7 protein-coding genes are annotated in these 12,930 nt (G+C 67.1%); 5 read left to right on the forward strand and 2 right to left on the reverse strand.

Translation table 11 applies throughout. The annotated features are described in order from the left end of the window. Positions 1 to 274 precede the first annotated feature (274 nt). Together ACGFNU_RS47565 and ACGFNU_RS47570 are read left to right on the forward strand one after the other, a co-directional pair. Positions 275 to 4,795 (forward strand): AAA domain-containing protein, encoded by a 4,521-nt coding sequence (locus ACGFNU_RS47565; protein WP_392603366.1) that lies wholly within the window; start codon positions 275 to 277, stop codon positions 4,793 to 4,795. Positions 4,796 to 4,797: 2 nt separating this feature from the next. Beyond that, positions 4,798 to 5,643, forward strand: coding sequence for a hypothetical protein (locus ACGFNU_RS47570; protein WP_392603367.1), 846 nt, complete (start codon positions 4,798 to 4,800; stop codon positions 5,641 to 5,643). A 259-nt stretch (positions 5,644 to 5,902) separates the two neighbouring features. Here ACGFNU_RS47570 and ppdK read toward each other — a convergent pair whose 3' ends face one another. Next, entirely contained in the window at positions 5,903 to 8,614 is a 2,712-nt protein-coding gene (ppdK, locus tag ACGFNU_RS47575; protein ID WP_392603368.1) for a pyruvate, phosphate dikinase, read from the reverse strand. 279 nt (positions 8,615 to 8,893) lie between these two features. On the opposite strand from ppdK, the gene ACGFNU_RS47580 reads away from it, so the two are divergent. Beyond that, the gene (locus ACGFNU_RS47580) at positions 8,894 to 9,487 is read left to right on the forward strand and encodes a hypothetical protein (RefSeq protein WP_392603369.1); all 594 of its coding nucleotides are present in this window, start codon (positions 8,894 to 8,896) and stop codon (positions 9,485 to 9,487) included. 191 nt (positions 9,488 to 9,678) lie between these two features. Here the strand turns inward: ACGFNU_RS47580 and ACGFNU_RS47585 are convergent, their stop codons facing one another. Next, positions 9,679 to 10,026, reverse strand: coding sequence for a hypothetical protein (locus ACGFNU_RS47585; protein ID WP_392603370.1), 348 nt, complete (start codon positions 10,024 to 10,026; stop codon positions 9,679 to 9,681). A 541-nt stretch (positions 10,027 to 10,567) separates the two neighbouring features. Between ACGFNU_RS47585 and ACGFNU_RS47590 the strand changes: the two genes are divergently transcribed. Next, a complete protein-coding gene (locus ACGFNU_RS47590) occupies positions 10,568 to 10,900 on the forward strand; it encodes a hypothetical protein (protein WP_392603371.1) in 333 nt (110 codons plus the stop codon). Between the two features lie 58 nt (positions 10,901 to 10,958). Next, positions 10,959 to 12,785: a relaxase/mobilization nuclease domain-containing protein gene (locus ACGFNU_RS47595; RefSeq protein ID WP_392603372.1), complete on the forward strand. Its 1,827-nt coding sequence runs from the start codon at positions 10,959 to 10,961 to the stop codon at positions 12,783 to 12,785. Positions 12,786 to 12,930: the final 145 nt, after the last annotated feature.

Genomic DNA, 12,930 nt, shown 5'->3' on the forward strand with positions numbered 1-12,930 from the left:
AGTTCGAGCGCCCGGACTCGGAAGCAACCCGCTGACGGTTTGTTGACACCTGTCAACCGGCCTTTCCACTGCCTGATGGCCGGACCGCGCCGAGCAAGTGACCTCGCGGTCGGCCGGGCGGGCTCGGCCAGTTCCCGTCGAGGCACGTGCATGCTCTTCACCGGTCGGTGAGCCTTTCCTTGCCTTTTGACCACTTTCCACCCTAATGGTGGAAATGGATCTTTCTTCCGTGGATTCTGAAACGTTGGCCTGGCGGAGGAGAGGACTACGGAACATGGCGGCTCTGGATCAAATCGATGCAGGTCATCCTCACGTTGTGCGCGCCACTGCGGGGTTGATCTCTTATCTGCGGGATCTCGTACAGAAGAGCAGGACTCCCGTACGTGACTGCACCCAATATCTCGACATGTGGTGGCTCGCCAGGATGCCGAACGGCACCAAGGTCACAACATCCCCGCGCGACGGAACGATCCTGGCCCTCGACCACGAGCCGCAGCATCCCGCCCCTCGGCCACCCGAACTGCTGACGGGATGGGTGGATCTCGATCAGGTCGACGATATCGACGCCGAACCCGAGCTCGGGGCGCCAAGCCTTCTTCCGAGCCCGGACATGCAGGGTGAGCGCGAGCTTGCGTCGCCCGTCGGCACGCACACGACACATCACCCGGCAAGTTCGGAGGTGCTTCGCACCTATGGTGACTGGATCACTGCATGGAGGGCATGGGCGGAAGCCGAACGTGCGGCCCGCCCCCGCCGCGAGCTCTATAAGAGGCTGTCCCAGACAGCCCGCAAGCTCAGCCAGAACGACGACACCCTCGAAGCAGTCCTCGGACTGGGCCTCCTCACATTCGAGAGTCCGGAGGGTGAGCTGACGCGTCGCCATCTCGTCACCACGACGGTGCAGATCAGCATCGACCGCGCCACCGCACGGGTCTCCATCACACTTGCCGATGAGCCCGATCTCAGGGTTGAGGACCGCCTCTTCCTTGACGCGGCGGACCGCTTCGAGCTGGACCGGGTCCAAGAGATCCGAAGGATGATCGCTGACAGCGGCCCCCAGCCTCCGGATGAACAGACCATGGAGCTCCTGCAGGCGTGGCTGCATCGAGCTTTTGATCGTCCCGTCCGGTTCTCTGAGTCATGGGATCCGCCTGAGACGTTCGGGGAGCCGGCCGTCATGACCACCGCACCGGCGATCATCGTCCGGCGACGGGACCGAACCGGTTTGGTGGAGTACTACGAGAGCATCCTGGAATCACTCGAGACACCGGGCGCCATGAGTCCGCTCGGGCTGTCCCAGTTGCTCTTCGAACTGGAGCCTGAGCAGCGGATGGCCTGGCGCGCACAGGCCGGCACTTCGGCGGATCGTCTCCTGGGGGATGACCCGCTGTTCCCTCTCCCGACCAACGAGGCCCAACGAGCGGTCTTCGAACGTCTGGCTCGCGACACCGCGGTCGTGGTACAGGGCCCGCCAGGCACCGGCAAGACCCATACCATCGCCAATCTGATGGCGGCGTTGCTCGCCGAAGGCAAGCGCATACTCGTGACCAGCGCCAAAGATCAAGCGTTGCGCGTCCTGCGAGACGCGCTCCCGGCCCAGTTGCAAGATCTGTGTGTACGCCAAACCCATGGCTACGCCGATGGTTCGGACGAGCTGGAACGAACGCTGACGACGCTGTCCGACCAGGCGGTCACCCGAGATCCGGATGGCATTCGCCAGAGAATCACGCATCTGGAGGCCGAACGACGAAATGCCCGCCGCCGCCAGGCCAAGCTGCGAGAAGACGCCTACGCGCTTCGTGAGTCCGAAACCGTCACCCACAGGATCGCACCCGGTTACGTGGGAACTCGGGCCGACCTGATCGAGTCCGTCCGGGCAGGTGAACCACGGTACGGCTGGATGCCCGCACTGCCACCGGAGTTTCCGCTGCGACCTCCGCTCAGTCCAGCCGAAGCCCTCGAGCTACGTACATGGCTGGCCGACGACCAGCTCCGGGCGAACGTGGACGGCGAGTATCTGCCCGACCTCACGAGGCTCCCGACACCCGAGACCTTTGCGGGAATTGCTAAGGCCGCCGGTCCCCCGGCAGATGACAGGTGTCGCCCCAGCCCACTCGAAGCCGCACTTGCTCGCCTGGGCGAGCTCCGGCTGAACGAAGTGGCCTCGCTCCTGGACGCCGCCGCAGACGTGATCCACCGGCTTGGCCTACCCCAGGACGCGGGTTCCTGGGATCCAGCAGACTGGAGAACGAGGGCGATTCTCGATCAACTCTCCGGCACCGACGTGTCGTTGTGGCGGCATGCCGCTGCCGGCTCGGCCATGGCAGCGGAGTTTCTGCAGGAGATCCTCGACCACCGCATGCTCGCCGTCGACACCTCCGACCTCAGTGATGCCGATGCAGCTCGGATGATCACAGCAGGCGAGGAGCTCGTCTCCTTCCTCCGGAGCGGTGGCGAGCTTCGCAGCCGCTTCGCCAAGCCTGTGCAGCGCGACGCGGCCCCTTTGCTCGACAGATGCAAGGTGGACGGGCACAATCCGCGCAGTGCCTCGGATCTTGAGTACGTCATCCGTCAGCTCCGAGCGAGAACAGCAGCCGCGAAAGCTGTTCACTCATGGCGCGGGCTCGGCATTCCCATCCCAGCCGGCGACCTCCACGCGACACTGTCGCGCCTGCAGGACAAGGCCGAGAAGTGGAAAGAGATCGGTAGTCTCAAGCAGATCTTCGAAAGGATCGACGCCCTTCTCCTCCGCAGCAAGATCAGGTATCCCATACGCACGCCCACAGAATTGGGCACGCTCGTTGACTGCGTCTGCGCCGCGGATGCCGGAGCCCGCGCGCGCCATGCAACTCAACGGCTGAATGCACTCACATCGGTTCTCACCCACCCGGTCGCGCGCCCGGCACCTGAGACCCAGGCCTTGTGCAGCGCCGTCGAACAGCGTCGCGCCGACTTGTACGCCCAAGCGCTCGGCTCTGTGCAACATGCCTATCAAAGGCGCGCCCAGCACCAGCAGTGCAGGAGGCTCCTCGCTCGGCTTCATTCCGTCCATGGTGCTCTAGCGGAACAGCTCGTCGGTTCGGCAAGAGATCAGGCATGGGAGGAGCGGCTCGCTGATCTCGACGGCGCTTGGGGCTGGGCCGTCGCCCAGGCGTTCTGCGAGCGCCTCGATCATGCTGACGCAGATCAGTCGCTGCAGGTTCAGCTCGCCGAGGCCGAGCAGCAGGTCATGAAGACCACCGCGGAGTTGTGCGCGGAACGCGCGTGGCTCCACTGCCTCACTCGGATGTCAGAGCCGCAGCGCCAGGCACTCCAGACCTACAAGCACCGAATGAGCGACTTGGGTAAAGGAACAAGTCGCCGGTACGGAGCCACCTACAGATCAGCGGTCCGTCAGGCCATGTCCAGGGCGCGGAACGCGGTACCAGCCTGGATCATGCCTCTCTCCCTGGTCGTGGAGACGCTGCCGCCTGAGCCGGACAGCTTCGATGTGGTGATCGTCGATGAGGCGAGCCAGGTAAGTGTCGATGCCGCCTTCCTGCTCTGGCTCGCACCGCATGTGATCGTCGTCGGCGACGACCAGCAGTGTTCGCCTCCCGACATCTCCCACGGCGCATTGCAGCCCATCTTCGACCGGCTCGAGACCTACCTTCCAGACGTCCCACTCGACAAGAGGCTCGAACTGTCCCCCAAATCGAACCTCTACAAGCTGCTCTCAGCGCGATTCCCCCAAGTCGTCCGCCTCGTCGACCACTTCCGCTGTATGCCGGAAATCATCGGCTGGTCATCCCGGCAGTTCTACGACAACCGCCTGGTTCCGCTTCGCCAATACGGCGATGACCGGCTCTCTCCGCTGAAAGTCGTCCACGTTGAGGGCGCCTACACCGAGGGCGCCCAAGAGCGGATCCGCAACGAGATCGAAGCCAAGGCCATCATCGAAAGGCTCAAAGAACTGCTGGCCGCACCCGAATATGTGGACAAAACATTCGGAATCATCGTGCTCCACGGCGGATTCGGGCAACTTCGCCTGCTCGAGCAGATGCTCGATGATGAGATCAACGATCCCGGGACCATCGAAGCCCGTGACATACGTGTCGGCACGCCGGCCGACTTCCAAGGCGACGCCAGAGACGTGATCTTCCTGTCGATGGTGGTCTGCGACACCCCCAGGCGGGTCGGCGGATCACGGTCAGAACGTCAGAGGTTCAACGTGGCCGCGAGCCGTGCCCGCGATCAGATGTGGCTCTTCACCTCCGTTCCCTCCCAGCGGCTCCATCCCGAGGACCTGAGGTACTCGCTGCTCACCTACATGTCCTCGCCGCCGGCGCTGGTCCCCGTCCCCGCCGAGCTCGGGAACGTCCGGCCAGATGTTCCCCATCAGGCGTTCCAGTCGCTGTTCGAACAACGCGTGTTCCTTCACATCAGAAACCGCGGCTATCACGTCATCCCGCAGATGCCCGCCGGCAACGGCAAGGTCATTGATCTCGTCGTCGTCGGCACCCGCGGCCGTCTCGGCGTCGAGTGCGACGGACGCCGATGGCACCGCGCACCTGACCAGGTACGCCAGGACATCGCGCGCGAACTCGAGCTCCGCCGCGCCGGGTGGGAGCTCTGGCGGATCCGGGAGGGCGACTTCGTGCTCGACGCAGAACGAGCCTTGGAGCCGCTCTGGACCGAGCTGCACACCAGAGGGATCCATCCCGGCAGCCCCGACCCCGAAACCAGCCGGCCGCCCAGCACCTGGCTGCCCATCGACCTCCCCGAAACTCAAAGCGACACGCAGGACGAGGAATAGCCATGCAGCGTCTCGACGACAACACGCTCCACCAGATCGCCCAGCTGATCTGCGGCAACGACACCGACTACTATCGCCGCGGCCACGACATCGAGAAGTTCTTCGCCGATGCCGGGTGGAATGCCCCTCCCCAGTGGGACGGCGAAACGCGTTTTACATGGACACTGAACCAGCTGCGGGAACGAAGCAGTGACTCCGAGGCCATCGAGTCAGTGATTCGACGCCTCTGCGATCCCCGCGAATACCTCGGCGAGCCGCACACGACGGCGGCCGGGATAACCCAAGCGCTCAACGCCGTCCTTGTACATGAAGGCTACAAGGTAGAACGACCAGGCGGCCGTCCTCGGATCGTCGAATGCGACCCCACCCTGGGAGCGCCAGGCTCGCTGGCCCCCGTCACGCTCAAGGTCACCATGGACCAGGTCGTCTCCAACCCCGGACTGGCTCGCGTTCTCCAAGGAAGACTGAACGAGGCCCAGACGTGCAGCGACAATGGTTGCTCGATCGCCGCCATCATCATGCTCGGAAGCATCCTCGAAGGCGTCCTGCTCGAAGCCGCGATGACAAGACCCACTCAGCGCAGGCAGCCCCTCAAGCAATTGTCACTGCATCAACTGATCGAACTTGCCCACAGACACGGCTGGGTGGGAGTCGACGTGGTGAAGTATTGCCATACCCTCCGCGAGTATCGCAACCTCGTCCATCCACACGCCCAGATCAGAATGGGAGACGCCCCTGACCGAGACACCCTGAACATCAGCTGGCCCGTCGTTTACGCAACCCTCAACGATCTCGCCGCCAGCAAACCCGCCCAAGGCGGCCTGGCGCGCACGAGTCGCCAGGATTGATCACGCTTCGACAATGAACCCTGGATTCGAGGTGGCCTTGGGACGGTAGGCAGCCGGCCACGGGTGGTTGAGTTGACTGCAGCAGTACCTGCATCTCGGATCGTGGTATTCCCTGCAGGTTCGCCTGAGGAGGGCGGCCGAACCCGGTGGCTGTCCCGGGCGCTGCTTCCACCTCCACGCCAGCGGCCTCTGAACCTCGCTGAGAACGCTGGCGGCCATGCCGCTGCGGATCGAGGTTCCGTCGTCCGGCTGCAAAGGTTCAGCGTGTGTCGCTGTCCCCGGTCGGGCCGGCGGCGTCGTGGAGGGCGGCCCGGCCCGCCTCCAGCCGGGCGATCGGCACGCGGAACGGTGAGCAGGAGACGTAGTCCAGGCCCGCCTGGTGGAAGTACCGCACCGACGCCGGGTCGCCGGCGTGCTCGCCGCAGACGCCGAGGCCCAGGTCGGGCCGCTGGGCACGGCCCGCCGCCACGGCTATCTCGATCAGCCGGCCGACGCCGTCGCGGTCGATGGTCTCGAACGGCGACACGGCGAAGACGCCCTTGTCCAGGTAGGGGGCGAAGAACGCGCCCTCCACGTCGTCGCGGGAGAAGCCCCAGGTCGTCTGCGTCAGGTCGTTGGTGCCGAAGGAGAAGAACTGCGCCGCCTCGGCGATCCGGCCGGCGGTCAGGGCCGCTCGCGGCAGCTCGATCATGGTGCCGATCGGCATGTCGAGCGCGACGCCGGTCTCCGCGGCCACCTCGGCGAGCACCCGCTCGGCGTCCGCGCGAACGATCTCCAGCTCCTGGACCGCGCCGACCAGCGGAACCATGATCTCCCCGCGTGGGTCGAGGCCCGCCGCGGCGCACGCGGCGGCGGCCTCGGCGAACGCCCGCACCTGCAGGGCGAACAGCCCGGGGATGACCAGGCCCAGCCGCACGCCGCGCAGGCCCAGCATCGGGTTCTGCTCGTGCAGGCGGCGCACGGCGGCCAGCAGCCGCCGGTCATGCTCGGCGGGCTCGCCCCTGACCTCGGCCAGCGCCACCCGCACCGACAGCTCGGTGAAATCGGGCAGGAACTCGTGCAACGGCGGGTCGAGCAGCCGCACCGTGACCGGCAGACCGTCCATCGCCTCCAGAATCGCGGTGAAGTCCGCGCGCTGGAGCGGCAGCAGCGCCGCCAGCGCCTCCTCCCGCTCGGCGTCGGTGCCGGCCAGGACCAGCCGCTCGATGTGCGTGCGCCGCTCGCCCAGGAACATGTGCTCGGTACGGCACAGCCCGATGCCCCCGGCCCCGAAGCGGCGCGCCCGTGCCGCGTCCTGCGGTGTGTCGGCGTTGGCGCGGACGTCCAGCCGCCGGGCCGCGTCGGCGTGGGCCATGATCCGGTGCACGGCCGTCACCAGCTCTCCCGCCTCCGGGCTCCGCGGGTCGAGCTCGCCCTCGAAGTACCAGACGACGGGGGACGGCACGACCGGGAGCTCCCCGATGTACACGCTGCCGCTGGACCCGTCCACGGAGATCACGTCGCCCTCGGCCACGACTACTCCCCCGGGCCCGGTGAACCGGCCGTGCGCCGTGTCGACGGAGATCTCCTCCGCCCCGCACACGCAGGGGGTGCCCATGCCGCGGGCGACGACGGCCGCGTGCGAGGTCTTGCCGCCGCGGCCGGTCAGGATGCCGGCGGCGGCGATCATGCCACCGAGGTCGTCGGGGTTGGTCTCGCGGCGGACCAGGATGACCCGCTCGCCGTTCCGCGCCCAGCGCATGGCCGTCCACGGGTCGAAGACCGCCCTGCCGACGGCGGCGCCCGGCGAGGCCGCGATCCCGGCGGCGATCGGCCGTGCTCCCGGACCTGCGTCGAAGCGGGGGAACATCAGCCGGCCGAGTTCGTCGCCGCCCACCCTGGCCACGGCCTCGTCCATGTCGATCAGCCCTTGGTCGGCGAGCTGGACGGCGATGCGGAACGCCGCCTCGGCCGTGCGCTTGCCGACGCGGGTCTGCAGCATCCACAGCTTCCCGCGCTCGATGGTGAACTCGATGTCGCACAGATCGCGGTAGTGGTCCTCCAGCGTCTTCATGATGTTGAGAAGCTCGTCGTAGGACCGCTTGTCGATGCGCTCCAGTTCGTCCAGCGGCACCGTGTTACGTATCCCCGCGACCACGTCCTCACCCTGCGCGTCCCGCAGGTAGTCGCCGTAGACGCCGGGGCGCCCCGTACCCGGGTCACGGGTGAACGCCACGCCGGTGCCCGAGTCCATGCCGAGGTTGCCGAACACCATCGCCATGACGTTGACCGCCGTGCCGAGATCGTCCGGAATGCGCTCCCGTCGACGGTACAGCCGGGCGCGCTCACCGTTCCAGGACTCGAAGACCGCGCGGACGCCCATGTCGAGCTGCGTACGCGGATCCTGAGGGAACGGCACTCCGGTGGCGCCGCGCACGATCTCCTTGAAGTCCTCCACGAGAGCCTTCAGGTCGTCGACGCCCAGATCCAGGTCGCCGGTGAGGCCCTTGTCCCGCTTGGCCTTGTCCAGCGCCTCCTCGAAGCGCTCTGCTTCGACGCCGAGGACGGTCTTGCCGAACATCTGGACGAGACGCCGGTAGGAGTCCCAGGCGAACCTCTCGTCGCCCGCCTGCTCGGCCAGGCCCACGACCGATCGGTCGTTGAGCCCGATGTTGAGGACGGTGTCCATCATCCCGGGCATGGAGAACTTCGCGCCCGAGCGCACCGACACCAGCAGCGGGTCGCCGGGCTGACCCAGCGCCCGCCCCGCCGCCGCCTCCAGCGCGGCCAGATGCGTGCTCACCGCTCCCCGCAACTCCGGGGGCTCCCTGCCCTCGGCGAGGTACGCGCGGCAGGCCTCGGTCGTGATCGTGAATCCGGGAGGAACCGGCAGCCCCAGATTGGCCATCTCGGCGAGGTTGGCCCCCTTCCCGCCGAGCAGATCCTTCAATTCCTTGTTGCCTTCGGCGAAGTCGTAGACGAGTTTCGACACGAACGCTCCTCCGGGTCATCGCCGATCGGCGGATCGGCCTTCTCCTTCGACTGTGCCGACGCCGCCGCAGGAGATCAGGAGCCGAAGGTCCCTGATACGGGTTCCTTCGGCCCCTTTCCAGAGATCCCCAGGAGTCCGTGCGTCCGGCGGCAGTACGGCGCAGAGCGACATCCGTACGCGCGTGGCAAAGGCCGCAGGTCCCGTCAGAACGGTTCTTTCGTCCCTGCCGCCGGTCGGTGGCCGTGCCTAGCCTTCGAGGTACGAATCCGGGAGGAACCGATGAGGCGACCAGATGTGCGCGGCTCGGGAACGCGCCTGGACCGCATGCGAAGGCGGTTCGGCCTCGACCGCAACGACCTGCGCCGCCCGATCGACCTGCGGCAGCGGCGTGCGGGACTGCTGCTCATCGTGTTGTTCCTCCTGACGGCGGCTCCGGTCTCGGCGTGGGTTGCGCGGCACGTGTACGAGACGGGCGAGCGGTCGCAACGGCATGAGTTCACCACCCGTCACCAGGTGACGGGCACAGTACTTGGCGGCGGTTCCTCCAAGACGGTGAGTCGCGTGAATCTCGTCCGCGTGGGGTGGACCGAACGCGACGGCTCGCGACATGAGGCGAAGACCACCGTTCTGGGCAACACCAGGACCGGCGCGAGGCATCGGATCTGGGTCAACGCGTCTGGGCAGCCCAGTTCGGCACCGCGCAGCGACACCAGGGTGATCGGCGACACGCTGTCGGCGGGTGCCGGAGCCACCACAGGAATCGGCGCGATCTTCCTGCTGGTCCACCGGCTGCTGCGACGACGCTTCGACCGCCGGTGCTACCGGCTGTGGGACACCGCATGGGCGGAACTGAACACCCGGCGCATCACCTGACCGGGTCACCTGGATCGACTGTCCGTAGCGCGGACTAGCGCAGATCCTGCGAACGCAGACCGCTGCGGTGGGTTCCGGCCGACCATGCGGTCTCGCCGGCGCTGTCGTCGAGCGCGAGACGTCGTCTGTCGGTGGTCGGTGCCGAGCCCCCTCCAGCCCCGCCCGCCGCAGTTCCCCGGTTCCGTCATCTGTCACGGCTTCATCGCACGTCGCCGAGCAGGTCCCGGCCCCAAGGCCGACAGACCCGAGATGGAGGGAATTTCACAGACCGCCAGTTGCACCTTCCACATGGCCTCGGCCAGGGCACGAAATTGCACGGCGCCACGACGGAGCGCGGCCATGTCGTTCGCCGCGGCCGCAGTCGCGATCTCATCGGCCGCGATCGCCAGCCGGTCGAGACGGCACGACAGAAACCGTGCCACGGGGGTCCTGCCGTTGCAGGCACGGGATGCGAGCACGACGTCGGCGGCCTCGCGAAGACCGGCCAGCGTATCCCTGGCCGCCTCACCGACGGCGTGTGCCGTCCGCGCCTCCTCCAAGCCCTCTCCCGCAGCCACGCTTAGGCGAGCCAATCCCGACGCACACCTTCGGTACTGACGCCCTAGCGGAACCGGGACCTCCATCTCGATCACTGTTCGCACGCCCCGTCATCCCCTTCAGCGATCTCGCCTGCGCCGTTCCCGGAACGGCTCACCGGGCCGTCGCCTTCAGCCTCCATGCCGCCCGACGACTGCTCACCAGGCGAACGTCCCGGAACGGTAGGGACCTTGGGCCTCACAAGCACTGATCATCCGACGCGTCGCGCAACAGCCTGGCTCGACGCCTAGCAGGATGGCAGAATAGAGCGCAAGAATCGCCAAACATGCTCAGCAACCCTAAGGCGATCTCTGGCCGGCCCGCGTCGAGCAAGAAATAGAAATCCTAAGGATTTCGCCATGGACCGGGCGCGGTCCATGGCTTGGCTGGATCGAGCGCGATCCAGAGAAGAGGCTGAACGTGACGGAGGGGAAGGAACCGACACCGAAACGAGTCGTGCGACGAAACCGGCGGGCACATCAAGCCCAGCGTCGCTGCCGGACGGTGATCTTCTCGTTGTCGGAAGAGGAGTACGCCATCGTCGCGGCGGCGGCGGAGCGCCAGCACCTGGCCAATGGCGCGTTCGCGGCGATCGCCACGCTGGCTGTCGCCCGTGGGACCACGCAGCCCGAGTACGCCATGCTGCGCGAATCGCTGGCCGCTGTGATGCACACCGCTGGGCAGGTCCGCCGCATCGGTATCAATCTGACTCAGGCAGTCGCGGCCCTGCACGCGGGTGAACTGCCCGAGCAGCTTCGCTGGTACGCACGGGCGGCCGCTCAGACCGTGGACAAACTCGACGATCTCGCCGATGAGATCAAGACCCGGCTCCCGTGACCGGTCTGCCGGCCCTCGTCCGACAGCACCGTCGTTGGCTCCGCCAGGGCGGTGACCGTTGATCGGCAAGGTCCAACGGGGACAGGGCGTACAGGGGCTGATCCGGTATCTGTACGGACCGGGCAAGAACGAAGAACATCGCCACCCTCACATCGTCGCCGGCTTTCGAAGTCCGGCCGAGCTCGAACCGGCATACCGCGACGGCAGACTCGATCTGCGGCGGCTGGACGGCCTGTTAACCCAGCCGCTCGCTCTGCTGGGCGATCGCAACGATCTCAAGCCGGTCTGGCACGTGCCGGTCCGGGCCGCCCCCGAAGACCCGGTCCTCACCGACCAGCAGTGGGCCGCGATCGCCCACGACATCATGGCCCGCACCGGACTTGCACCTCCTGGCGACGACGACGCCGTCCGCTGGATAGCCATCCGGCATGCCGACGATCACATCCACATCGTCGCCACCCTCGCCCGTGCCGACGGCATCCGACCCGATGTGTGGAACGACGGTTACCGCATCCGCAGCGCCTGTCGCGCTGCCGAGAACCGGTATGGGCTACGGCGGACCGCGCCAGCGGACCGGACCGCCGCCCGGCGGCCCAGCCGCGGCGAGGCCGAGAAGGCCGTCCGTCACGGCCGCACCGAGCCGCCACGCACCATCCTGCGCCGCAACATTCAGACAGCCGCCGCTGGCGCCCGGACCGAACGCGAGTTCTTCACGCTCGTGCAAGCCGAAGGCGTGCTGGTCCGGCGCAGGTTCAGCAAGCAACGGCCCGACCAGCTGACCGGCTATGCGGTCGCGCTTCCCGACGACCGGACCGCGACCGGACAACCGGTTTGGTACGGGGGAGGAAAACTCGCCGCCGACCTCACCTTGCCCAAGCTCCGGCAGCGCTGGTCCGCGTCCGGTTCGCGCTCTGGTCCGCAGGCCGCGGACTACCAGCCGGTATCCGGACGCCAGCTGTCCGAGCGGTCCGCGCGAGCCGTTCTGCGGACCACGGTCCGCCAGGCGGCGGACCAGGCGCGGACCGCCGAGGAGTTCTTCCAGCGGCTGCACCAGGCCGGGCTCGTCATACGCCAACGGTTCAGCGAGACGGCTCCGGGGCAAGTCACCGGCTACGCCGTGACCTTGCCCGACCACACCGGCAACGACGGCCAGCCAGTCTGGTACAGCGGTGGGCGCCTTGCCGACGACCTCACCTGGCCCCGCCTCCAACAACGATGGAACAACAACACCCGAAAGACGAGTCACCGCAGCAGCGAGCTCGACCTCAGCCCCCAAGAACGCCAAGCCATTTACGACGACGCCGCTCGTGCCGCTGCCTACGCCACTGCCCAGATCCGCCGATGCATCGCCATCGATCCACACGCCGCCCGCGACGCATGCTGGGCCGCCGCCGACGTCTTACACGCCGCCGCCCACGCCACCGGCAACCCACACCTGCGACGAGCAGCCGACTCCTACGACCGCGCAGCCCGCACACCGTTCGGCCACATACCCAAGCCGACCCCCAGCGGCAGTGGTCTACGAACCGCCGCACGTCTCCTCTCCCTCGTCAGCCGCGCCGGAACCGGCGCAGCCAGCGGGATCAACTCCCTGGTCAACGCCTTGGTCACTCTCGTGGAGACATTCGGCCAGCTCCACACCGGGCAACGCCGCGACGCTCAAGCATCTGCATGCTCGACAGCCAGCCAGCACCTACGCCGAACCACCCACATTCCAGCAGTCCCCTGGGCGGCCGAACGCTCACACGCCTCCGGAATCACCAGCCTCGCAACAAAGGACTTCCCCACCCCATGGGCGCCATCGGAACCCAACAACACCCCAGATCTTCAACGAACACCGCGATCCGGCCCAGCGCTACCACAACGCCCAACCCGAAGGACATGAGCCAGAGTCGACCACACCCATCAGCCTTCGCCGCGAGGTACTCAGCACGTCGCGTTCACGGAGCGCATCAGTTCCGGCATTGCCAATCATCGAGAACCCGAACCACCATGGCCCACCGCGCTCGTTGCCGTGTCATCACCGTGCG

This window comes from Spirillospora sp. NPDC048911, from assembly GCF_043198015.1.
Classification (GTDB): domain Bacteria; phylum Actinomycetota; class Actinomycetes; order Streptosporangiales; family Streptosporangiaceae; genus Spirillospora.

Bases quoted from the DNA above. Each gene is read 5' to 3' on its own strand.
- ACGFNU_RS47565 (WP_392603366.1), top strand. From the start codon at position 275: ATGGCGGCTCTGGATCAAATCGATGCAGGTCATCCTCACGTTGTGCGC.
- ACGFNU_RS47570 (WP_392603367.1), top strand. From the start codon at position 4,798: ATGCAGCGTCTCGACGACAACACGCTCCACCAGATCGCCCAGCTGATC.
- ACGFNU_RS47580 (WP_392603369.1), top strand. From the start codon at position 8,894: ATGAGGCGACCAGATGTGCGCGGCTCGGGAACGCGCCTGGACCGCATG.